This window comes from Massilia sp. HP4, from assembly GCF_005222695.1.
GTDB lineage: Bacteria > Pseudomonadota > Gammaproteobacteria > Burkholderiales > Burkholderiaceae_D > Telluria.
Window position 1 is genome coordinate 21,267 of the sequence record NZ_STGG01000012.1, and the last position, 21,898, is coordinate 43,164.

At 67.0% G+C, this 21,898-nt stretch carries 18 protein-coding genes; 8 read left to right on the plus strand and 10 right to left on the minus strand.

All coding sequences use genetic code 11. The annotated features are described in order from the left end of the window. Positions 1–134 precede the first annotated feature (134 nt). The 7 genes from E8M83_RS05570 to E8M83_RS05600 are packed head-to-tail and all read left to right on the plus strand — an operon-like array spanning position 135 to position 8,266. A complete protein-coding gene (locus E8M83_RS05570) occupies positions 135–1,403 on the plus strand; it encodes an efflux RND transporter periplasmic adaptor subunit (RefSeq protein WP_137172384.1) in 1,269 nt (422 codons plus the stop codon). A gap of 24 nt (positions 1,404–1,427) precedes the next feature. Next, positions 1,428–2,153, plus strand: a complete 726-nt coding sequence (locus tag E8M83_RS05575) for an ABC transporter ATP-binding protein (protein WP_137172385.1) — start codon at positions 1,428–1,430, stop codon at positions 2,151–2,153. Between the two features lie 9 nt (positions 2,154–2,162). After that, on the plus strand, positions 2,163–3,470 hold the full coding sequence (locus tag E8M83_RS05580) for an ABC transporter permease (protein ID WP_137172386.1): 1,308 nt from the start codon (positions 2,163–2,165) through the stop codon (positions 3,468–3,470). Between the two features lie 18 nt (positions 3,471–3,488). Continuing rightward, positions 3,489–4,721, plus strand: coding sequence for an ABC transporter permease (locus E8M83_RS05585; protein ID WP_137172387.1), 1,233 nt, complete (start codon positions 3,489–3,491; stop codon positions 4,719–4,721). Positions 4,722–4,749: 28 nt separating this feature from the next. Beyond that, a complete protein-coding gene (locus E8M83_RS05590) occupies positions 4,750–6,081 on the plus strand; it encodes a sigma-54 dependent transcriptional regulator (protein WP_137172388.1) in 1,332 nt (443 codons plus the stop codon). Continuing rightward, a complete protein-coding gene (locus E8M83_RS05595) occupies positions 6,078–7,445 on the plus strand; it encodes a PAS domain-containing sensor histidine kinase (protein ID WP_137172389.1) in 1,368 nt (455 codons plus the stop codon). Before E8M83_RS05590 ends, E8M83_RS05595 begins: the two co-directional genes overlap by 4 nt. Positions 7,446–7,495: 50 nt before the next feature. Then, entirely contained in the window at positions 7,496–8,266 is a 771-nt protein-coding gene (locus E8M83_RS05600) for a spermidine synthase (protein WP_137172390.1), read from the plus strand. Here E8M83_RS05600 and E8M83_RS05605 read toward each other — a convergent pair. Beyond that, positions 8,229–8,750, minus strand: a complete 522-nt coding sequence (locus E8M83_RS05605) for a hypothetical protein (RefSeq protein WP_137172391.1) — start codon at positions 8,748–8,750, stop codon at positions 8,229–8,231. The two genes, E8M83_RS05600 and E8M83_RS05605, sit on opposite strands and share 38 nt — an antisense overlap. 2 nt (positions 8,751–8,752) lie before the next feature. Further along, positions 8,753–8,950 (minus strand): hypothetical protein, encoded by a 198-nt coding sequence (locus E8M83_RS05610; RefSeq protein ID WP_137172392.1) that lies wholly within the window; start codon positions 8,948–8,950, stop codon positions 8,753–8,755. 349 nt (positions 8,951–9,299) lie between these two features. On the opposite strand from E8M83_RS05610, the gene E8M83_RS05615 reads away from it, so the two are divergent. Beyond that, positions 9,300–11,723, plus strand: coding sequence for a TonB-dependent siderophore receptor (locus tag E8M83_RS05615; RefSeq protein ID WP_137172393.1), 2,424 nt, complete (start codon positions 9,300–9,302; stop codon positions 11,721–11,723). Between the two features lie 22 nt (positions 11,724–11,745). Here the strand turns inward: E8M83_RS05615 and E8M83_RS05620 are convergent, their stop codons facing one another. From E8M83_RS05620 to E8M83_RS05655, 8 genes are all read right to left on the minus strand, one after another. Further along, a complete protein-coding gene (locus E8M83_RS05620) occupies positions 11,746–13,281 on the minus strand; it encodes a hypothetical protein (protein ID WP_137172394.1) in 1,536 nt (511 codons plus the stop codon). Further along, complete coding sequence (locus E8M83_RS05625) at positions 13,278–15,386, minus strand: hypothetical protein (protein WP_137172395.1); 2,109 nt, start codon at positions 15,384–15,386, stop codon at positions 13,278–13,280. The genes E8M83_RS05620 and E8M83_RS05625 overlap by 4 nt, the downstream gene beginning before the upstream one ends. Then, on the minus strand, positions 15,370–16,353 hold the full coding sequence (locus tag E8M83_RS05630; RefSeq protein WP_137172396.1) for a BatA domain-containing protein: 984 nt from the start codon (positions 16,351–16,353) through the stop codon (positions 15,370–15,372). Before E8M83_RS05630 ends, E8M83_RS05625 begins: the two co-directional genes overlap by 17 nt. Before the next feature lie 3 nt (positions 16,354–16,356). Next, positions 16,357–17,241, minus strand: a complete 885-nt coding sequence (locus E8M83_RS05635; RefSeq protein ID WP_137172397.1) for a DUF58 domain-containing protein — start codon at positions 17,239–17,241, stop codon at positions 16,357–16,359. A gap of 14 nt (positions 17,242–17,255) precedes the next feature. Beyond that, positions 17,256–18,179: an AAA family ATPase gene (locus E8M83_RS05640; protein ID WP_373995033.1), complete on the minus strand. Its 924-nt coding sequence runs from the start codon at positions 18,177–18,179 to the stop codon at positions 17,256–17,258. Positions 18,180–18,263: 84 nt separating this feature from the next. Then, complete coding sequence (locus E8M83_RS05645; RefSeq protein ID WP_137172399.1) at positions 18,264–18,887, minus strand: DUF4159 domain-containing protein; 624 nt, start codon at positions 18,885–18,887, stop codon at positions 18,264–18,266. Positions 18,888–18,902: 15 nt separating this feature from the next. Then, positions 18,903–20,240, minus strand: a complete 1,338-nt coding sequence (locus E8M83_RS05650) for a TldD/PmbA family protein (RefSeq protein ID WP_137172400.1) — start codon at positions 20,238–20,240, stop codon at positions 18,903–18,905. A 10-nt stretch (positions 20,241–20,250) separates the two neighbouring features. Then, complete coding sequence (locus E8M83_RS05655) at positions 20,251–21,888, minus strand: TldD/PmbA family protein (protein WP_137172401.1); 1,638 nt, start codon at positions 21,886–21,888, stop codon at positions 20,251–20,253. Positions 21,889–21,898 lie beyond the last annotated feature (10 nt).

The following is a 21,898-nucleotide window of genomic DNA, read 5'->3' on the forward strand; positions in this document are numbered from 1 at the left end:
CGAACGACCGGCCGAGGACCGAACGGACACCGCGGACAGCGGCGTCCGCCGGTCACCCCCTTGTAAATCAATAACTTACAAGCTGGCATGGATTGTGCAATAACGACAGGCAACCCGTCGTTACTGGACACTCCATGATTCGCGATACATCCCATCAAGACGCCGTCGTCGCCCCGCCGGCCGGCCACAAACTCAAGCGCCGCGCGCTGCTGCTGGGCGGCGCCGTCGCCCTGGCCGCCGCCAGCTTCGCCCTGTTCGCCGCCTGGGACGGCAGCGAGCACTCGGTCTCGGGCAGCCGCGTGCGCATCGCCGAAGTCGGCCGCGGCACCCTGGTGCGCGACGCCGCCGTCAACGGCCGCGTGGTGGCCGCCGTCAGCCCGACCCTGTATTCGACCGCGCCCGCCACCGTCAACCTGAAGGTCGCCGCCGGCGACACCGTCAAGAAAGGCGACGTGCTGGCGGTGCTGGAATCGCCCGACCTGACCGACGCCCTCAAGCGCGAAGTCTCGACCTACGAGCAGCTCAAGGCCGAGGTGGCGCGCCAGCAGATCCTGGCCAGCAAGCAGAAGCTGCTGGCCAGGCGCGAAGCCGACACCGCCGAGATCGAGCGCCTGTCGGCCCAGCGCACGGTGGAACGCTACGACAGCGTGGGCGTGGTCGGCATCATCGCCAAGATCGACTACCAGAAGGCCCAGGATGCACTCAATTCGGCCGGCATCCGCGCGAAACACGCGGCGCAGGCGGCCGCGCTGGAAGGCGACGACGTCCAGCTGGCGATCCACACCAAGACCAACGAGATGGAGCGCGCGCGCCTGTCGATGGCCAATGCCCAGCGCAGGGTCGACGAGCTGACCGTGCGCGCGCCGGTGGACGGCTTCATCGGCACCCTGAACGTCCAGAACCGCATGGTGGTCATCGCCAATGCCCCCCTGATGACGCTGGTCGACCTGTCCAAGCTAGAAGTCGAGGTGGAAGTGCCCGAAACCTATGCCGGCGACCTGGGCCTGGGCATGAGCGCCGAGATCACCCTGCCCTCGGGCCGCGCCACCGGCAAGCTGTCGGCGCTGTCGCCCGAGGTGGTCAAGAACCAGGTGCTGGCGCGGGTGCGCTTCGACGGCGAGCAGCCCAAGGGCCTGCGCCAGAGCCAGCGCGTGACCGCGCGCCTGCTGATCGAAGAAAAACCGAACGTCCTGATGGTGCAGCGCGGCCCGTTCCTGGAAAACGAGGGCGGGCGCCACGCCTATGTGGTGCGCGAAGGGATCGCGGTGCGCACGCCGATCCAGGTCGGCGCCACCAGCATCTCGGCGGTCGAGATCTTGTCCGGCCTGAAGGCGGGCGACCAGGTGGTGGTGGCGGGCACCGATGCCTTCAACGGCGCAGCGCGCGTATCGATCAATCAATAAGCACAATCCAACAAGGAGCCAACCATGCTGCGCATGACCAACCTGAGCAAGGTATACCGCACCCACATGATCGAGACCCACGCGCTGCGCGGCTTCGAGATCCACGTCAGCCAGGGCGAATTCGTCACCGTGACCGGTCCTTCCGGCTCGGGCAAGACCAGCTTTTTGAACATCGCCGGCCTGCTCGAAGAATTCACTTCGGGCGAGTACGTCCTCGACGGCGTGAATGTGCAGGGCCTGGACGACGCGGCCCGCTCGCGCCTGCGCAATGAAAAGCTGGGCTTCATCTTCCAGGGCTTCAACCTGATCCCCGACCTGAACCTGTTCGACAACGTCGACGTGCCACTGCGCTACCGCGGCTTCAATGCGCGCGAGCGCAAGGAGCGCATCGAGGACGCGTTGGCGAAAGTCGGCCTGGCCTCGCGCATGAAGCACTACCCGGCCGAGCTGTCGGGCGGCCAGCAGCAGCGGGTGGCGATCGCGCGCGCGCTGGCCGGCTCGCCAAAACTGCTGCTGGCCGACGAACCGACCGGCAACCTCGATACCCAGATGGCGCGCGGCGTGATGGAGCTGCTGGAAGAGATCAACGCGGCCGGCACCACCATCCTGATGGTGACCCACGATCCGGAGCTGGCGGTGCGCACCCACCGCAACGTGCACATCATCGACGGCCAGGTGTCCGACCTGGTGCGGCGCGGGCCGTCGCTGGTCGACGGTCACGCCCCGGCCGACGCGTCGGTCACGGCATAAGGAGCGGCCATGTTCGGCTACTACTTCAAGCTCGGCGTGCGCAGCCTGCGCCGCAACCGCTACCTGACCGCGCTGATGGTTCTGACCCTGGCCATCGGCGTGGCCGCCAGCGTCGCCACCCTCGCCATCCTGCACGCGATGTCGGGCGACCCGATTCCATCGAAGAGCGATCGCCTGTTCGTGCCCTTCATCGACAACGCCCAGGTCGACGGCTATATCCCGGGCGCCGAGCACATCGACATGCAGATGAGCTACCAGGACGCGACCAACCTGCTGCGCGCCAAGCCGGGCGACCGCGGCACGGCCATGTTCGGCACCGGCATGCCGATCGAGCCGCCGAGGACCGACATTCCGGCCTTCAGCGGCTACGGCCTGGCGCCGACGCGCGATTTCTTCGCCATGTTCGACGTGCCTTTCCTGCACGGCCGGGCCTGGAGCGCCGAAGAAGAAGCGAGCGGCGCCAATGTCGTGGTGCTGGGCCGCGCGGTTGCCGAAAAGATGTTCGGCGAGGCCAGCCCGGTGGGCCAGCGCCTGCGCATGGGCGGCGAGCCGTTCACGGTGGTGGGCGTGCTCGACGAATGGAACCCGATGCCGCGCTACTACAAACTGATCGGCAGCGGCCCGGCCACCGGCCAGGACTTCATGATCCCGTTCACGACCGCGATACGGCGCGAGATGCCGGCCTATGGCAGCATGAATTGCAGCGAACAGCGCGATCCCGGCTACGCCAGCCTGCTGGCCTCGGAATGCACCTGGATCCAGGTATGGCTCGAGACCCGCTCGAGCATGGACCGCGCCAACCTGCATGCCTTCCTCGATAACTATGCGGGCGAACAGCGTAAGCTGGGCCGCCTGAAACGCCAGGCGCCGGTCGAGCTGTACAACGTGATGGAATGGATGGAAAAGCAGAAGGTGGTGGGCAATGATACCCGGCTGTCGGCCTGGCTCGCCTTCGGCTTCCTGGTCCTGTGTCTGGTCAATACGGTCGGCCTGCTGCTGGCGAAGTTTTCGGTGCGCGCCTCTGAAGTCGGCATCCGTCGCGCCCTCGGCGCATCCAAGAGCGACATCTTCCGCCAGTTCCTGATCGAGACCGGTGTGGTCGGACTGGCCGGCGGGATACTCGGACTGGTGCTGGCCTTTGGCGCGCTGGCCTTGATAGGCATGGAAAGCAAGAACATGGCAGCCGTGGCGCGCATGGACTGGGAGATGCTGGCCCTGACCTTCGTCATGTCGATCCTCGCTTCGCTGATCGCCGGCCTGCTGCCCACCTGGCGCGCCTGCCAGGTGACGCCGGCGATCCAGCTCAAATCGCAATAACCACGTGGAGCACTGAATATGGAAATCCGACCCATCCTGTCCGCGCTGCTGCGCAACAAGACCGGCCCGATCCTGGTAGCGATGCAGGTCGCCCTGAGCCTGGCGATCCTGGCCAACGCCCTGCACATCGTGAACGAACGGCGCGAGATGGCGGCCCGCCCTTCGGGCCTGTCCGACGAAGCGGCGACCTTCTATTTCTCGGTGCGTAACCTGAACCAGGACACGCCGGACCAGATGCTGGCCACCATCAAGCGCGAACTCGAGGTGCTGCGCGCGGTCCCCGGCGTGGTAGCGGCCGGCCAGGTGTCGCAGATGCCGATGTCGCAAAGCGGCAGCACCACCAGCATCTCGGCCGATCCGCGCCAGGAGCGCGAGAGCGCCTACGCCTCGATCTACGCGTCCGATGGCTCGATGGTCAAGACCTTCGGCCTGACGCTGGTCGAGGGCCGCGACTTCCTGCCGCATGAAATTCCCGAGGTCAACGAGGTGGCCGAGAACAGGCCCCCGGAGACCGTTATCATGACCCGTGCGCTGGCCGGGAAACTGTGGCCGGGCGCGCCAGCGGTTGGCAAGCGCATGTACTTCGGTACCGGCAACGAAGCGCGTGGGGCCCTGGTGGTCGGCGTGGTCGAGCGCCTGCAGAGCGTGCATGCCGAGGTCGGCATGGAGGGCGAGTATTCGGTCGTGATGCCGGTGTTCTCCTATGGACGCCCGGGCACGACCTACGCCATGCGCGCCGAAGCAGGCCAGCGCGACCGCGTGATGCAGGAGGCCGAACAGGCGCTGCGCAAGTCGGCGGCCACGCCCATGATCCTGCGCATCGAGACGGTCGAAGGCGATCGCCAGGACCGCTACCGGGCCGACGTGGCGCTGTCCTGGATGCTGGTGACGGTGAGTGTGCTGCTGCTGCTGGTGACCTGCAGCGGCATCGTCGGCATGGCCAGCCTGTGGGTAACCCAGCGCCGCAAGCAGATCGGCGTGCGCCGTGCGCTCGGCGCGCGCAAGATCGACATCCTGCGCTACTTCATCGTAGAGAACGTCCTGATCACCAGCGGCGGCGTGTTCGGCGGCGTGCTGCTGGGCGTGGGCCTGAACCAGCTCTTGGTAAACAAGCTGGAAATGACGCGCCTGCCGCTGATATACCTGGTCGGCGGCGCTTTCATGTTCTGGGCGATCGGGATCCTGGCGGCCTACGGCCCGGCATGGCGCGCGGCCAGCACCTCGCCGGCGATGGCCACCCGCAGCACCTAGGCCAGGCGGGGATGCTATGCTGGCGGCCATGCCCACTGTTCTCATCATCGACGACAACGCCGCCGTCGCCATGGCGCTCGACGTGCTGTTCTCGCTGCACGATATCGCGGCGCTGCGCGCGGCCTCGCCCGGGGAAGGCCTGTCCATCCTCGGCCGCGAGCCGGTCGACCTGGTGATCCAGGACATGAACTTCACGGGCGACACCACGTCGGGCGAGGAAGGCGTGGCGCTGTTTCGCGAGATCCGCCTGCGCCACCCTGACCTGCCGGTGATCCTGCTTACCGCCTGGACCCACCTGGATGCGGCGGTCGACCTGGTCAAGGCCGGCGCCGCCGACTATCTTTCCAAACCTTGGAACGACGAGCGCCTGCTGGCCACCGTCAGCAACCTGATCGAGCTAAGCCAGGCCAACCGCGCACTCGGCAGCCGCCTGCAGCGCGAGCGCCGCGCCAAGCGCGAGCTCGAGCTGAACTTCGACCTGCGCGGCCTGGTATGGCAGGATCCGGCCACCGAGCGCGTGCTGCACCTGGCCTGCCAGGTGGCGCGCGCCGACGTGCCGGTTCTCATCACGGGGCCGAACGGCACCGGCAAGGAACGCATCGCCGAGATCATCCAGGCCAATTCGCAAGTGGCCGACGGCCCCTTCGTGGTGCTCAATTGCGGCGCCCTGCCGTCCGAACTGATCGAGGCCGAACTGTTTGGCGCCGACGCCGGCGCCTACACCGGCGCCTCGAGGGCGCGCGAAGGCAAGTTCGAGGCGGCCGACGGCGGCACGCTGTTCCTCGACGAGATCGGCAACCTGCCGCTGGCCGGCCAGATGAAAGTGCTGCGGGTACTGGAAACCGGCCGCTTCGAGCGGCTCGGCTCGAATCGCGAGCGCCAGGTGAAGGTGCGCGTGATCAGCGCCACCAATGCCGACCTGTCGGCGATGATCCGCGCCGGGACCTTCCGCGAAGACCTGTTCTACCGCCTGAACGTGATCGAGCTGCGCCTGCCGCCGCTCGCGAGCCGTCCCGGCGACATCCTGCCGCTGGCGCAATCCTTTCTTGCACACGGCAAGACCCTGCATCCGGCCACCGAGGCGGCATTGACGGCCCACCCCTGGCCCGGCAATGTGCGCGAGTTGAAGAACGTGATGGCGCGCGCCAACCTGCTGTCCAGCGGCGACACCATCAAGGTAGCGGACCTCGGCCTGCCGGCAGCCAGCCTGCCGGCCCAGGACACTGAGCCCGACCGCGAGGCCATCGTGGGAGCGCTGGCGCGCGCCGGCGGGGTGGTGGCGCAGGCAGCTAACGAGCTTGGGCTGTCGCGCCAGGCGCTGTACCGGCGCATGGAACGCCTCGGGATAGCGCGCCCATGATCCAGGCGCCGGCCCGGGCCAGGTTTTCGCTGGTCACGCGCCTGTCGGCGCTGGTCGGCACCCTGCTCGTGCTCGGCATGCTGGCCGTGCTCGGCCTCGATGCCCTGTTCCCCGGCCGCCCGCTGCTGGTGGCGTGCCTGTGCCTGGCCGGACTGCTGCCGGTCGCGATTATTACCCTGCGCACGCAGGTCCAACCCATCCTGTCGCTGTTTCGCGCACTCGAGGGCACGGTGGACAGCTACCGCGACGGCGACTTTTCCTTCAGCCTGTACTGGCCGCACAACGATGAGTTGAGCGACCTGATCGCGGCCCACAACCGGCTGGGCGCCGTGCTGCGCGAGCAGCGCCTCGGCCTGGCCCAGCGCGAGCTGCTGCTCGACTCGATGGTGCAGAACACGCCGGTGGCGATGCTGCTGGTGGCCGACTCCCCTGCCAATCCAGGCGTGATCGTGTATGCCAACGTCGCCGCGCGGCAGCTGCTGGCGCACGGCCGCAAGCTGGAAGGCCTTGCGCTGGGCGCCGTGCTCGACGAGGCCGCGCCGGCCCTGCGCGAAGCGCTGGCGCGCGGCGGCGATGGCCTGTTCAGTGCCGCGGGCATGGACCAGGGCGAAGACGAAGAGGTCTACCACCTGGCGCGCAGCACCTTCAAGCTGAACGGACGGCGCCATGAGCTGCTGCTGCTGCGCCACCTGACGATCGAACTGCGGCGCCAGGAAGTGCAGACCTGGAAAAAGGTGATCCGCGTGATCAGCCATGAACTGAACAACTCGCTGGCGCCGCTGGCTTCTCTCGCGCATTCCGGCGCCGAGCTGGTACGGCGCGGGCAAGTGGAGCGCCTGCCGCAAATCCTGCAAACGATCGGCGAGCGCACCCGCCACCTGGAAAGCTTCATCCTCGGCTATGCACGCTTCGCCAAGTTGCCGGCCCCGCGCCTGGAAGCCTGCCCCTGGCCCGGCCTGGTCGCGCGCCTGGCTGGCCAGGTCGCGTTTGCGGTCGAGGGCGAGCTGCCGCCGGATCCGGCCTGGGTCGACCCCGCCCAGATCGAGCAGGCGCTCCTGAACCTGCTCAAGAATGCGCACGAATCGGGGTCAGAGCCAGGCCAGGTCCGGTTGCAGGTGCGGCGCGCGCAGGACCAGTTGCGCATCGACGTGCTCGATCGCGGCAGCGGCATGAGCGAGGTAGTGCTGACCCAGGCCCTGGTGCCCTTCTATTCGACCAAGCGCAGCGGCACCGGCCTCGGGCTGGCGCTGGCGCGCGAGATCGCCGAAGCCCACGGCGGCCGCATCCTGCTCGCCAACCGCGACGGCGGCGGCCTGGCGGTCACGCTGATCCTGCCGGCGCTGCCCGGGCCTTCAACCGGCTGATTGCTGGAGCGCTCTGGTAAGATCGGCTTTGTTCTTCGCCCGTCTCCGCCATGTCATCGTCCACCATCGATCCCCGCTTCGCCCAGCCCAGCCATCCGCCCGCCACCATCGACGAGTTCGAGGGCGTGCGCTTCCTGCACCTGGGCACGTCCTGGGTCCAGGGTGCGATGCGCCTCGCGAAGCCCGATACGATCGAGCTCGAATACGTGCAGATGATGATGATGTGGACGCTGTTCCAGCGCGCGCCGCGTCATATCGCCCAGCTCGGGCTGGGCAGCGCCGCCCTCACCAAGTTCTGCTACCAGCGCTTTCCCGACGCGCGGGTCACGGCGGTCGAACTCAATCCGAACGTGATCGCGATCTGCCGCGCCCTATTCGGCCTGCCTGATGACGACGCCCGCCTCCAGGTGCGCGAGATGAATGCGCTCGACTTCGTGCTCGACCCGGCCAACCACGGCAAGCTCGACGTGCTGCAAGTCGATTTATACGACCAGGACGCGCGCGGCCCGGTCCTCGATTCGGTCGAGTTCTACCAGGGCTGCCACGATTGCCTGGCGCCGGGCGGCATCATGACCGCCAATGTGTTCGGCGATTTCGGCAACTACGACAAGAACTTCCTGCACATGGAGCAGGTCTTCGACGCCGTCGTGTGGCTGCCCGAGGTGCACGATGCGAACGTGGTGGTGCTGGCCTTCAGGGACGCACAGGAGATCGACTTCTCGGTGCTGTACGAGCGCGCCGGAGAGATCAAGCGGCGCCTGAACCTGCCGGCCAAGGACTGGGTCAACGGCCTGAAAGAGTGGATGCGCGACCACGCGTGAGCATATGGCGCGGCTTGGGGGCCTGGCGTCCGGGGTATTCGCCGGTCACGCCCAATTCGGAAGCCGGCACCGGCGCGCCAAGCACCGCGAACACCGCGCCGCCGGCTTCGCGCTCCAGCGCCAGCACCGGGAACACCCGCTCCAGGTTGGCGTACTTGGCCCAGGCGCCGGCGCCGCGCGATTGGCTCGGCGGGATCGACATCGCGGCATAGCCGCGCGCGCCCTTCTCCACCGCCGCGATGCTGCGCATGCGGGCGTCACGCGCATCGTCATCCAGGCTCGCATCGTCATCTTCGCCGTCGCCGGCATGGGAACAGCGCACCCGCAGCTGCGCGCCCGCCAGCGGATGGTCTTGCACTTTCTGGTTGGGAGCGTGCCAGAGCTGCATCAGCACGATGCCGGTCGGCCCGTGTGCGTCCCAGGCACTTTCGAGGCTGCCGTGGTGCTCCAGGCCGTAGCGCTTGCATAGCTGGGTGATATTCATGCTTAATCGTTCCGTTGCCGTTGGCGCCGCTCGCGGCTGCGGCGGGCGGCGGGATCCTGCATGGCGCGCAGCAGGATCTCTTGTGAGACATTGCAGCTCTCCAGGTACACCAACCCAGCCGACACGCCGCGCGTCTCGGCCAGGAACAACGCATATTCGGTAGCGAGCGCGGACCGCTCGTCGCTTCGTCGTTGGATCATGATGTGGCTGCCTACGATTGCGGCGAAAGCGCCGGCTTGAAACCACATGCTAAGGCCACTCGAGAGCGCACTCGTGGAAATCTTGTTAAAGAACGTAACAATCCCGCAAATAGCTCTCAGCAAGATTTCCCATTAAAAACTTCCTTATTCTCAGCGCATTACCCGGCACTCATGAAAGTCTTCTGAATTGCGCTGAACCGTCTCTTTAACGAGACGACTCGGCAAAAATTTACCTTTGTATTTACTTATTTGAATTGCGTCGTATTTTATTTCCATAACCCATTGCTAACATCAAATGACATCCGGATGACTGGGTGACATGACAAAACTCAACGCAGGGGGATACAGGATGACGAAGAAAATGCTGCCGAAACGCGCCCTGCTGGCGTCGACACTCATGGCGGCGCTGGCGCCCGCAGGCGCCCAGCAGGTCGAAGACAATATGTCGCAAGTCGTGGTACTCGGCTCGCGCACCCAGGCCAAGACCGCGCTCGATACCGCGGTCCCGGTGGGACTCATCAACAGCAAGGACATCCAGTCCGCTGGCACGCTCGAACTGGGCAAGGTGCTGCAAGACCTGGACCCCTCGTTCAACTTCACCTCTACTTTTGTAAGCGACGGCACCGACATCATCCGCCCCGCCACCCTGCGCGGCCTGGGCCCGGACCAGCTGCTGGTGCTCATCAACGGCAAGCGCCGCCACCAGCAGGCCCTCGTCAATGTGCAGCAGACCATCGGCCGCGGCTCGGCCGGCACCGACATCAATGCGATCCCGCTGTCGGCGATCCAGGCTATCGAAGTGCTGCGCGACGGCGCGGCGGCGCAGTACGGCTCGGACGCGATCGCGGGCGTGATCAACATCATCCTCAAGAAGGGCGCCGGCAACGGCACCCTGAGCGCCAGCGCCGGCACCACCGACGAAGGCGACGGCGACACCTATTCGGCGAGCGCCAACCGCGGCTTCGCGCTGGGCGCGGACGGCGGCTACCTGAACCTGTCGGTCGAGGCAAGAAAGCGCGACGAGACCAATCGCGCCGGCCCGGACACCCTGCGCGTCGACCCGCCGCGCGTCACCCAGCGCCTGGGGGACAGCAATGCCAAGGACTACTACCTGTGGATGAACTCAGCCATCCCGACCGCCGGCGGCGAGCTGTATGCCTTCGGCGGCGCCTCCAAGCGCAAGGGCGATTCGGGCGGCTTCTTCCGCCCGGCCGAAGACTCGCGCAACGTGCCCCAGATCTATCCGAACGGCTTCCTGCCGAATATCGTGACCACCGTGCAGGATGCCTCGCTCGCCGTCGGCTACCGCCACGACCTGCCGAACGGCTGGAACGCGGACGCCAGCGTCAACCACGGCCGCAGCCAGCTGCAATTCCACGAGCGGAACTCGATCAACGTCAGCTACTGGTACGAGAACGGTGAGTCGCCGACATCGGCCGACACCGGCACGCTCAAGTTCGAACAAACCACCTTCAACCTCGACTTCAAGGGACCGGTGAACGTGCTGGGCGGCGAACTGTTCGTCGCCGCCGGCTTCGAATGGCGGCGCGACAATTACGAGATCGAGGCCGGCGACCCGGTGTCCTACCAGTACGGCCGCACCAATAATCCGGCCATCATCATTCGCGACCAGAACGGCGGCATCGCGGCCTCCGGCATCCAGGGCTTCCCCGGCTACACGCCAGCCACCGCGGTCGATGAGGGGCGCCACAACACGGCCTATTACCTCGACCTCGAGCGCAAGTTCGGCGATAGCGTCACGCTCGGCGCCGCAGCGCGCCACGAGCGCTATTCGGACTTCGGCAACACCACCATCGGCAAACTGAGCCTGCGCTGGGACCCGAGCCGCACGATCGGCATCCGCGGCAGCGCCTCCACGGGCTTCCGGGCGCCGGGCGTGCAGCAGAAGTTCTACAGCTCGGTCTCGACCAACCTGAACGCGGCCGGCGTGCTGACCGAGACCCTCACCGCGCGCGAGGACAGCGCCGTCACGCGCGCCTTCGGCATCGCGCCGCTGCAGGAAGAAACCTCGAAGAGCGCCAGCATCGGCATGATCCTGCGCCCGACCCAGGGCTTCTCGCTGACGGCCGACGTGTACCGCACCAGGATCGACGACCGCATCGTCTTCTCCAGCAATATCGCGCCGGAGTCCGGCGCCTGCGCGACGCCGGCCGCGTGCCCGATCCGCGCCATCCTCGACCCGCTGCGCGTGGGCCAGGCCCAGTTCTTCACCAATGCGATCGACACCACCACCACCGGCTTCGACCTGGTGGCGCAGCAGACCATCCGGGGCCAGGGCTCGACGCTGGTGCTGTCCGGCCAGCTGGGCTTCAACAAGACCGAGGTCGACGACCGCCACTCGCAGTCGCCGGTGCTCACCGGCGCCCAGCTGTTCGACGACGCACAGGTGACGCTGATCGAGCGCGGCCAGCCTCGCAAGCACCACGTGGTGTCGGCCGACTACACAACCGGGCCGTGGAACCTGACGGCGCGCGCCAACTACTTCGGCGAGGTGCAGGGACAAGGGTTCACGGCGCCCTTCGTGCAGACCTGGGAAGCGAAGTGGATCGTCGACCTGACCGGCCGCTACGCCTTCAACAAGAACCTGGCGCTGTCGGCGGGCGTGAACAACCTGTTCGACACCTATCCGACGCGCTGGGATCCGGTGCGCGCCGCGCCATTCCCGCAGATGGGGTTCACGCACTGCTGGGAGACCTGCCCGTTCGGGATGAACGGACGGTCGGCCTATGTGAAGGCGGACTACACCTTCTGACGCGCGCGACCGGGAGCGCCGGTCAGCGGCGCTCTCGCCACCACAGCAGCAGCATCGCGGCGGCGAAGGCCAGCGCGAACGGCCAGGCCGGCATGGGGCGGGTAGGCCCGTCCTGCGGCGCCAGCGGCGTGCGCGCGGCATAGCGCGCCGTGGCGTCGCGCTTCTGCGTGGCCTGCCATTGCGGCCAGTCGGTCGCGGCGTACACGTAGACGGCGTGCGTGCCGGCCTTGCTGTCGCTCATTTCCAGCCAGCCGGATTGGCGCGGCCATAGCGCCACGCAAGAGGCATCGGTGCGGTCGGCGCGGGCCTGCCATTGCATCGATTGCTTCAGGGTCGGGAAAGCGACTTCGCCACTCACGCCGCGTGCGCAGACTTCCAGGCGCCGGCCGGGCAACGGCATCTCGCCGGCGGCCAGCCATTCGGTTTCCTGGCGGCGTTCGACGCCGACGCGGTCGAGCACACCCTGCCACCACAGTGCCAGCGCGCGGGGCTCGGCGATCGCGTGGCGGTGCCATTCGCTCACGCCCAGCCAGGCGATGCGGCCTTTTTGCCAGTCGCGAGTCCAGACCATCTCGTCCGATCCAACCCAGGGGCCGGCCTCGCGCGCCGCCGGCAGCAGCGGCGCCAGCGGCATCTTCAACCGTCCATCGAGCGTGCCGCCCAGCGGCTGCACGCGCAGCGGCAACTGAAGGGTGCGCGACCAGATGCCCGGATCGTTCGCATTCCCACCCAGCACCAGCAGCGGCATGCCGTCGGCCACGCGTTTCAGCAGTGCCGCGCGTTCGCCGGCGCCCATGCGTTCGAACCTGGCGGCGTCGATCACCATCAGGTTCGGCGCCGTCATGGCTTCGCGCGGCGCCTCGGTGCGCGTAAGATCGCGGCCCAGCGTGACTTGCCAGTCGAGCAAGGCGCCGCTGCCGGCCAGCAGGTCGTTCAACACGCGCAGGTCGAACGATGGCGCGCCGAAGCGGCCCACGACCTGCAGCAGCGCCGGCTCGTGCACGGTGAACGGGACCGGGCCTTCGGCGAGCACCTTGTCGCCGGCGCCCAGTAGGCGCGCCTTGAGCACCACGCGTTCGGCCACCGGCGGCATCCATTCGACGGCGAGATCGCCCGCACCGCTCACCTGCGCGATGCGCTGGCCGTTCTCGGCCAGCAGTTCCAGGCGGGCCTCGGATTTGTCTTCTCGCTCGGCGCGCAAGGTGAACGGGCGGCCCAGCGCCACCTGGCTCGGGAACACGAGACGCAAGGCGCCGCCCTTTGGCGCTGCCCAGTCCAGCGGCAGGGCCGGCAAATCGTTCCATGCGGCGGCGCGCAGGCCATCGCCTTGCAGGCTGAAGGCGTTGACGCCCTCGAGCGATAGCGGCGGCGCGGCCGGGTCGATCGCCAGGGTGCGGCCGGCCTCGCCTGGCACGCGCCAGTCGGCAGCGAACAGGCCCAGGGCGATGGCCGCGACGCTGATGAGCAATGCGTCCAGCCACTGGCGGCGGCGCAGATACAGTACGGCGCTGACGATGCCGGCCAGGGCGATGGCGGCAATGATGATGGTCTGGCTCATGGCTTGGCGGCCTCGCGCCAGTGGCGCGCGAACGCGGTGTCGACGGTCGATGTCGCCTGCAGCAGCACCTGGCCCTCGCCGGCGCCGCTGCGCAGCCAGGCGCGCAACACCGGGCGGCAGGCGATGCAGCCGTCGGCCACGTCCTGGATCGCACGCTGGGCGGCCAGGCGCTGTTCGTCGTCCTTGAGGCGGGTGCGGACCCAGTCGTTGGCGGTGCGCATCCACAGGGCCGGTAGCCCGGCGTCGCCCGACAGCGCTCCCACCAGCGCGCGCAGTTCTTCAGGCAGCGGTGCATCCTGGCCGGCCTGCTCGCGGCGGTAGCTGGCGGCGCCCGCCATTTCGCCCGTCATGCGCTTTTCTTCCTTGATCGGCGGCGGCGTGAACGCCGTCTTGTGCAGGTAGATGCGTTCGGCCTGCTGCAATTGCTTGATCGCTTCCAGCGCCACATGCTCGGGCGGCAGCGCCGTCCTGGGCGAGATGGCGCGCAGCGATTTCTCGGCATCCCACATCGCCACCAGCGCCCTGCGCAGCACCTTCTTGGTGCCTTCGTCGTACATGGTCGCGTTCTCGGCCTCGTCGTGGGCGTGGCCATAGGTTTCGAGGATGTGCTGGGTCTCGTTGACGATGGCGCTCTTGCGCGTGTTCGGGCTGCCGTGGTCGTGACCGTGGCCTTCTTCATGCGGATGTTCGCCAGGGCCGTGGTCGTGGCCTTCGTGGCTGTCGTGGTCCTCGTGATCGTCCTGCTTCCGCGCGCCGCCGGTGCCGGTGCCGGAACCGGCGTTATCGGCGAACAGGGTCGACTCCTCGCCCAGGAACTGGCCGTAGCGGCGGCGCAGCTGCGCCTGGTCGTTGGCGATGCGCTCGCTGCGGTCGCGCACGTCGTCGGCCGCCATCTTCGTGCCGCGCATGTCGGCGATGAGCTGCTCGGTGTCGATGATGATCTGGCGCTGGCTGCGCAGCGAGGCCGGCTTGACCAGCGACGGCATTGCCGCGCTCTCTTCTTCCGCTTCCTGCTCGGGGGCCGGCCGGCGTACGGTGTAGGTGGGCGACTGCACGGTCTGGGGACGGCCGGCGTTGTCGGTGGCGCGCACGAAGAAATACAGCTCGTCGCCGGGCTCCAGCTCCAGCTCGGCCAGGGACCATTGCTTCGACCAGTTGCGCTGCTTCGGATCGTTTGACGCCGGTAGCGGCATCTCGCGGTCGGTGAATTTCACGTTTTCGCCGCTGCCGCGCGCCAGGGTCATATGCAGGGTGGCGCGCCGGATCGCGTAGTCGTCGCGGATCTGGATCGCCATTGCGGTGCCGGTCGCGTTCTCGCGCAGGTCCTGGATCATCTGGGTGGGAGCCGCGATCGTGATCTCGGGCGGCTGGTCGGGGATCACGCGCAAGGTGTGACGTTCCCCGCGCCAGCGCCACACCACCGATTCGGTGGCGGTCCAGCGCGCGCATTCCCGGCCTGGCTCCAGCACCTGGCCGTTGCCCAGTTCGATCTTGTTGTCGCCTGCCGTGCCATCCTTCAGGCACCAGCTGACGACGGTCTGTTCCGGCACCTGCAGGTCGCGCGGCGCCGATTCGGATGGCTTGATGCCGGTATAGGCCGGCGGCGCCAGCCTGATGTTCAGCCCAGCCAGCGTCGCCGCAGTCGCGCTGCCGACCGGGCTCGGCGCCACAGGGGCCGAGCCATCCGACGGCCTGGTGGTCGCATACCACACCATCCCCGCCAGCACGGCGCTGACCAGGATGATCGGATAGCCGCTCGAAACGTGGCGCGCGACGATCTGGCGCAGCTGGGCCGGCGAGATGACGGCGTCCAGGCGGTCGAACAGGCGCTGCTGCTGCAGGCGCGCGATCGGGGAATCGGCCGCCTCGAGCAGGGCCGCGCTGTCCTCCATCTCGGGCACGGCGCCGTCCAGCCAGGCGGTCCACTCGAAGGTGACGCGGCGACGCAGCTTGACCCAGTCCAGCGCGCACCAGCCGGCCCAGGCCAACAGGCCTGGCCCCGAGGGAATCGCCAGCCACGGCAAGGCCCCGCCTATCCACAGCGGCAGGCGGCGCAGCTGGGCTGCGCGCCAAACCCGTTTGGTGATCTCAACGCCTCCGTGCATGCGTGAGACTCCTTTCCAAGACAAATAATGCAGCCAGGACGGCCAGCAGGATGCCGCGCAGCGCGCCGCCCGGCGCCGGCGCATTGGCGCCCGGGCTGGCCGCGAACACCTGCGGCGCCATCGTGAACGGACGCGGGCCGACGTGCAGCTGCTGCCAGCTGTCGAGCAGCGCCCGCGCGGCTTCAGGGTTTTGCGGGGGCCAGTCGGCATGATGCCACAGGCGGCCGCGCCCGTTGTCGGCATAGCGCAGGCCATCCAGGTTGCGCGCCTTGGCCAGTTCGGGGAAGGCTGACGGATTAGTCACCCACCACAACCCAGCGCGCAGCGAGGTCGGCGGCGCTTCGGCACGGTCCCACACGATCAGTGTCGTGCCAGCGCCCGGCGTGTCGTCGATGACGATCTTTTCCGGGCCACCCTGGGCGGCAAACATGCGGCGCCACTCGCCGGCGCGCTCGCTGGCAATATATACGTGACGTTCTGCCTCGGCGGGCGCCGCGGCCTGGGTGCGCACCTCGACCTGCCGGCCGAACACGGGCTTTGCTGCCGGCATCGGCACATCGCCCAGCACCAGCAGCCGCGCCTCCGAACGCCATTCGCGTTCGTGCGTACGCACCCAGCCCAGCGCTTGCGCTGCGGGCAGCGTCACGCGCTCGGCATTCGCCAGGCCGGCCTCCTTGGCCTGGCTTTCAACCCAGGACGGATCGGCGCCTTGGGTGACGACCACGGTATCGCCGCGCCACGGATAGACCGGATCGGCCAGCCAGGCGATGAGCGCCACGAGCATCAGGCAGCGCACCAGCAACAGGAGCGGATCGCTCCAGCGCCAGACGCGGGTCTGGCGCGGCTCGGTGCGCGGCAGGAAGCGCGCGGTCGCCATCGGCGCCGCCTTGTTCTGCACGCGCTTCTTGCGGTGCCACCAGACCGGCAGCAGCAGGATCGGCAGTGCGAACCACCATAAAGCGTTCATGATTTACCTTCCGGGCCGCCGCAGCCAGCGCCGCAGCACCTCGATCGGCGACTGCTCGATCGCGGCCAGGGTCAGCGGCATATCGTTCTTGCGGCACTGGGCCGTGACCGCGCCGAAGTGTGCCTCGCGGTTGCGGCGGTAGCCCTCTTTCAAGTCTGCCCCGAAACGGAACACGCCCTCTTCGCGCTCCGGATCGCGGTAGGCCAGGTCGCTTGAGAAGCTGGCGTCGACCTCGGCCTGGGTCTGCAGGCCCAGCACACGCACGTCGTGGCGCATCTGGCGCAGGCGGGTCAGGGCGATCGACAGCGGCGATGGCCAGTCGAGCAGGTCGCTGGCCGCATAGATCGTGCTCGGCGACTGGGCGAAGTGCAGGCTGGCCTTCAGGGTGGCGGCATCGGGCAGGCTGCCTGCGGGCTCGGCGCGCTGGAGCTGGGCCAGCACACGCTGCAGGTGACGCGGACCGCGCGAGGCCTCGGTGAACGCCACCCTGCCGTCACCGAGCACCACCAGGCCGAAGGCATCGCCCTGGCGCTGGGCGATCGCGGCGACGCAGCCGAGCAGCATGCGCGCATAAGCCAGTTTATCCAGGCCTTCGACGCTGCGGCTCGGTTCAGCCATCGAGGCGCTGGCGTCCAGCACCAGCCAGACCGCGACATGGCTGTCGCGCTCGGCCTCGCGCACGAAATAACGGTCGGCGCGCGCCGCCAGCTTCCAGTCGACACGGCGCCACTCGTCGCCGGGAACGTAGGCACGGTATTCGGAGAATTCGACCCCGGCCCCGCGCTCCCGTCCGGCGTGGATGCCATGACCGAGACCGGCCAGCACGTGACGGATCACGAGGTCGAGCTTCCTTGTGTGCGCGATCAGCGCGGTATTTGCAAGCGACATCGAAGCAGCGGCGGTCAGGGAACCTTGATCTCGTTACGCAGCGACTGCAGCACGTCGGCGATGGCGATGCCGTCGGCCTCGGCCTCGAAGTTGCGCAGCACGCGGTGCGCCAGCACCGGCAGCAGCATGGCGCCGATGTCCTCGCGGGTCACTGCCAGGCGGCCCTGCATCAGCGCGCGTGCCTTGGACGCCAGCACCAGCGCCTGGCCGGCGCGCGGGCCGGCGCCCCAGCCGATATGCTTCTTCACCGCCTCCACCGTGGTCTCGCTCGGACGGGTGGCGCGCACCAGGCGCGTGGCATAACGCACTAGGTGGTCGCCGATCTCGATGTCGCGCACCAGCTGCTGCAGGCGCAGCAGGGTCTCGACGTCCATCACCGGTTCGGCATCCTGCAGGCCCGCATGGGTGGTGCGCGAGACCATCAGCACTTCTTCGTCCTCGGTCGGATAGACCACGTCGATGCGCAGCAGGAAGCGGTCGAGCTGGGCCTCGGGCAGCGGATAGGTGCCGGCCTGCTCGATCGGATTCTGCGTGGCCAGCACGAAGAAGGGACGCGGCAGCTTGTGCGTGTGGCCGGCGAAGGTCACCGAGCGCTCTTGCATCGCTTCCAGCAGCGCCGACTGGGTCTTGGGCGGTGCGCGGTTGATCTCGTCGGCCAGCAGCACTTGCGTGAACACCGGGCCGGGCTGGAAGCGGAACACGCGCTGGTGGGTGCTCGCGTCTTCTTCCAGGATCTCGGTGCCGACGATATCCGACGGCATCAGGTCGGGCGTGAACTGTACCCGGCGGAACTGCATGTCGGTGGCTTGCGCCAGCGACTTCACGAGCAGCGTCTTGCCCAGGCCCGGCACGCCTTCGACCAGCGCGTGGCCGCCCGCCAGCAGGCAGGTGACGAGCAGGTCGACCACGTCTTCCTGGCCGATGATCACACGCGCCATGCTGGCTTTCAGCGCACCCACTTTCGCCGTCAGGGCGGCGATATCCTGCTCACTCCATGCTACCGAATTACTGTCCGACACTGGTCATGCTCCCAACGCATATTGAATGATGTTCACCGCAAAGCGGGTATTGTCGACCGCCAGGAAACGCTTGTTGCGAAAGTCGTAATCCCACTCGCAGCCATAGTCCTTGTTCGAGTACAGCACGCGGATGCGCCCACCGATCTCGATCGCCTTCAGGTACTCGTGCACCAGGTCGTCGCCCCAGCCATTGAGTTCCATCGACGTCGTCGGCGGCCCGTCCTCGAACTTGAAGAAGCACGAGTACAGCGGATGGTTGTTCGGGATCTTCTTGAGCGCATGCAGCCCGAAGATCTTCGCCATCTCGGCTTCGAACGACTTGGCGAACAGGCCGTCGATATCGTGGTTGCAGTCGTCCACGAACACGAAGCCGCCGCCGCGCACGTACTTCTCGAAATTGCTCCGTTCCGCCGGGGTGAACTGCACCAGCTTGTGGCCGGCCAGGTAGCAGAACGGCGCCTGCAGCATCTTCGGATCCGACAGGGCCACCATGCGCTCGGTCGTATCGACCCGCAACGTGGTGTACTCCACCAGGGAGTTCAGCACGTTGCTGGGCATGCGGACATCCACGTCCCAGTTGCCCGATTCATACATCAGGCGTGTGAAGTAGAAGTCGAAACTCGCCATCTAATCGCCCAACCGTCAGACCGCGTCGGACAGCGAAGTAAAGTTGAAGTCGCGCACCTTCATCGGCGGCAGCACCATCTGGAACGGCACTTCGTCGCCACCGATAATCTGCGGCATGCCCAGTTCGTCGATATTGTTCAGGATCGTGACCGGGCTCTCGTTGAAGCGGAAGTTCTTGAGCGGGTACTTGATCTTGCCATTCTCGACGTAGAAGGTGCCGTCGCGGGTCAGGCCCGTGAGCAGCAGCGACTGCGGATCGACCATGCGGATATACCAGGTGCGGGTGACCACGATGCCCTTCTTGGTGCCTTCGATCAGCTCTTCCAGCGACTTGGTGCCGCCGGCCATGATCATATTGCCGTGGCCCGCGGTAGCGCGCTTGCCCATCTTCTGGGCCCAGTAGCGCGAGTAGTCGAGCGAGGCGATGCGGCCGTCCTTGATCAACTGCGTGCGCTCGCGCGCCAGCAGCGATTCGTCGTCCCACGGCGCGACCGGCACGTCCTTGTCCCACGGATCTGCCCAGACGTTCACCTGGCTGTCGAACAGCTTGTCGCCCAGGCGGTTCTTGCCGCCGGCTTTCGACAGGAAGCTGCGGCCTTCGTCGGCCGAGCGCGCATCGAAAGCGCTGAACATATTGCCGAGGATTTCAGACGTCGCCGCCGGCTCCAGGATCACGGTGTAGCGGCCCGGTTCCAGGGCACGCGCTTCGACCGAACGCAGCGCCTTTTCGATCGCGATCTCCGACGCTTCGCGCGCATCGAAGCGCGCGGCGTCGACCGCCGAACGGGTCACCCAGCCCGAACCGCGACCGTCTTCGGTGCGCGCTGTGAGGCTGAACGACAGGTCGGTGAAGTCCTGGTGGCCGAACACGCCATTCGAATTGGCGATGGTCGAAAAGCGCGTGCTGTCGGTGAAGAAGCCGGCGGTCACCAGCTTGTTCTTGCGCGCCAGCTCGATGCTGGTGGCCGCGACCTGGGCCCGGAAGTCCGGATCGATCTCGGCGGTCTTGGGCACGAAGGTGTTAGTGGCGCGGTATTCCTGCTTGGCGATGGCCGGCATGAATTCCGGGTTCTCGGGCGCCAGCTTGGCCAGTTCTTCGGCGCGGCGTACCGCTTTTTCGAGTGATTTGTCGTCGAATTCGTTGACCACGGCGGTGCCGCTGCGCTTGCCGAAGGCCACGCGCACGACCAGCTGCATATCTTCGGTCAGGCCTGCGGTCGACACGCTATTGCGCGCGAAGCGCACATTGCCGACACGACTGCCCACGATCTGCACCGTGCACTCGTCGGCTTTCGACAGCGACAGGACGCGATCGGTGATTTTCCTGGCTTGTTCGTTATTAAGGGTTTTCATCCCGGTCTCCTTATCCGATCTTGCGTGCGGTATTGATGACGTTGATGCCGTTGAAGCGCGTGGTGCTCGATCCGTGCGATACCGCGCTCACCTGGCTCGGCTGGCCCTTGCCGTCGAAGAAAGAGCCGCCCATGCGCCAGTCGCGCTCGTCGCAGATGGCCGAGCAGGCGTTCCAGAATTCCTGGGTGTTCGCCTGGTAGGCCACGTCCTCGAGTGGGCCGGTGATCTTGCCGTTCTTGATCTCGTAGTACAGCGTGCCGCCGAACTGGAAGTTGTAGCGCTGCTGGTCGATCGAGTAGGAACCGCGGCCCAGGATGTAGATGCCCTTCTTGACATCCTTGACCATCTCGTCCGGCGTCAGGCGCGCTTTGCCCGGCTCCAGCGAGACGTTCGGCATGCGCTGGAATTGCACCGTGCTCCAGCTGTCGGCATACGAGCAGCCGTGCGATTCCTTCTCGCCGATGATGTGGGCCTGGTCGCGCGTGGCCTGGTAGTTGACCAGGATGCCGTCGCGGATGATGTCCCACTTCCTGGCGGCCACGCCTTCGTCGTCGTAGCCGATCAGGCCCAAAGAACCTGGCGTGGTGCGGTCGGCGACAAAATTGACGCGCTCGGCGCCGTACTTGAATTTCCTGGTCTGCCACTTGTCGAGGCCCGCGAAGCTGGTGCCGGCGTAGTTGGCTTCGTAGCCGAGCACGCGGTCCAGTTCCGTCGGGTGGCCGACGTTTTCGTGGATGGTCAGGAACAGGTGTTCAGGCGACAGCACCAGGTCGTACTTGCCCGGCTCGACCGACTTGGCGCTGAGCTTTTCACGCGCCTGCTTGCCAGCCAGGCGGGCATCCTCGACGATGTCATAGGAGCGGGTATACAGCGTGGTGACGCCGCCGGCGGCGCGCACCTTGTCTTCGGCTTTGGCGTCGAAGTATTCATAGCCCATCGAGGCCGGTGCGCCCAGGCCGCCGCGCGAGCGGAACTTGCCGGTCTTCTGGTCGACGGCGGTGGCATTGATCGGAGCCCACAGGCGGTGGATGTCCTGGTCGATGTACGAGCCGTCGGTCGACGCGAAGTATTTTTGCTGGTTGATCTGGAATAGCGAGGCGGTCATGAAGTTCGCGCCCGCATCCAGGCCGGCCTTGTTGGCGGCGATCAGCATGTCGGCTTTTTCCTTGACCGGCAAGGTGCGCCAATCCTTCACGATCGGCGTGGCCCACGCCACTTCGCCGACGCCCTTGACCGGCGCCAGGCGCACGGGCTCGGTTTGCAGCTTGGCATTCGCCTTGGCGATCGCCACGGCCTGGCGCGCGGCCTGGGCGATGCCGTCGGGCGTCATGCTATTGGTCGAAGCGAAGCCGTAGGCGCCGTCGGCGATGACGCGGATGCCAACGCCGCTCGACTCGGTGTTACTGATGTTCTCTACGTTCAGGTCGCGGGTGATGATGAACTGGTTCAGGTAGCGGCCGATGCGCACGTCGCAATACGACGCGCCGGCTTGCGTGGCCGCGCCCATCGCGGTGTCGGCCAGGGCTTTCTTGGCACTGCGCGCCATCGGGTTGAGCAGGTCTTCGGCCGCGATCGCGTTGCCGAAGACCGGAATGAGCATGGCGCCAGCAGTGCCAGCGCCGATCTGCAGGAATTTTCGACGTTCCATGGATTCTCCA

What these genes read in the sequence shown, in the direction of transcription:
- E8M83_RS05595 (WP_137172389.1), top strand. Translation starts at nt 6,078, where the DNA reads ATGATCCAGGCGCCGGCCCGGGCCAGGTTTTCGCTGGTCACGCGCCTG.
- E8M83_RS05610 (WP_137172392.1), bottom strand. Translation starts at nt 8,950, where the DNA reads ATGATCCAACGACGAAGCGACGAGCGGTCCGCGCTCGCTACCGAATAT.
- E8M83_RS05645 (WP_137172399.1), bottom strand. Translation starts at nt 18,887, where the DNA reads ATGGCGAGTTTCGACTTCTACTTCACACGCCTGATGTATGAATCGGGC.
- E8M83_RS05640 (WP_373995033.1), bottom strand. Translation starts at nt 18,179, where the DNA reads ATGGCGCGTGTGATCATCGGCCAGGAAGACGTGGTCGACCTGCTCGTC.
- E8M83_RS05585 (WP_137172387.1), top strand. Translation starts at nt 3,489, where the DNA reads ATGGAAATCCGACCCATCCTGTCCGCGCTGCTGCGCAACAAGACCGGC.
- E8M83_RS05570 (WP_137172384.1), top strand. Translation starts at nt 135, where the DNA reads ATGATTCGCGATACATCCCATCAAGACGCCGTCGTCGCCCCGCCGGCC.
- E8M83_RS05590 (WP_137172388.1), top strand. Translation starts at nt 4,750, where the DNA reads ATGCCCACTGTTCTCATCATCGACGACAACGCCGCCGTCGCCATGGCG.
- E8M83_RS05650 (WP_137172400.1), bottom strand. Translation starts at nt 20,240, where the DNA reads ATGAAAACCCTTAATAACGAACAAGCCAGGAAAATCACCGATCGCGTC.
- E8M83_RS05575 (WP_137172385.1), top strand. Translation starts at nt 1,428, where the DNA reads ATGCTGCGCATGACCAACCTGAGCAAGGTATACCGCACCCACATGATC.
- E8M83_RS05635 (WP_137172397.1), bottom strand. Translation starts at nt 17,241, where the DNA reads ATGTCGCTTGCAAATACCGCGCTGATCGCGCACACAAGGAAGCTCGAC.
- E8M83_RS05580 (WP_137172386.1), top strand. Translation starts at nt 2,163, where the DNA reads ATGTTCGGCTACTACTTCAAGCTCGGCGTGCGCAGCCTGCGCCGCAAC.
- E8M83_RS05630 (WP_137172396.1), bottom strand. Translation starts at nt 16,353, where the DNA reads ATGAACGCTTTATGGTGGTTCGCACTGCCGATCCTGCTGCTGCCGGTC.
- E8M83_RS05655 (WP_137172401.1), bottom strand. Translation starts at nt 21,888, where the DNA reads ATGGAACGTCGAAAATTCCTGCAGATCGGCGCTGGCACTGCTGGCGCC.
- E8M83_RS05605 (WP_137172391.1), bottom strand. Translation starts at nt 8,750, where the DNA reads ATGAATATCACCCAGCTATGCAAGCGCTACGGCCTGGAGCACCACGGC.
- E8M83_RS05600 (WP_137172390.1), top strand. Translation starts at nt 7,496, where the DNA reads ATGTCATCGTCCACCATCGATCCCCGCTTCGCCCAGCCCAGCCATCCG.
- E8M83_RS05625 (WP_137172395.1), bottom strand. Translation starts at nt 15,386, where the DNA reads ATGCACGGAGGCGTTGAGATCACCAAACGGGTTTGGCGCGCAGCCCAG.
- E8M83_RS05620 (WP_137172394.1), bottom strand. Translation starts at nt 13,281, where the DNA reads ATGAGCCAGACCATCATCATTGCCGCCATCGCCCTGGCCGGCATCGTC.
- E8M83_RS05615 (WP_137172393.1), top strand. Translation starts at nt 9,300, where the DNA reads ATGACGAAGAAAATGCTGCCGAAACGCGCCCTGCTGGCGTCGACACTC.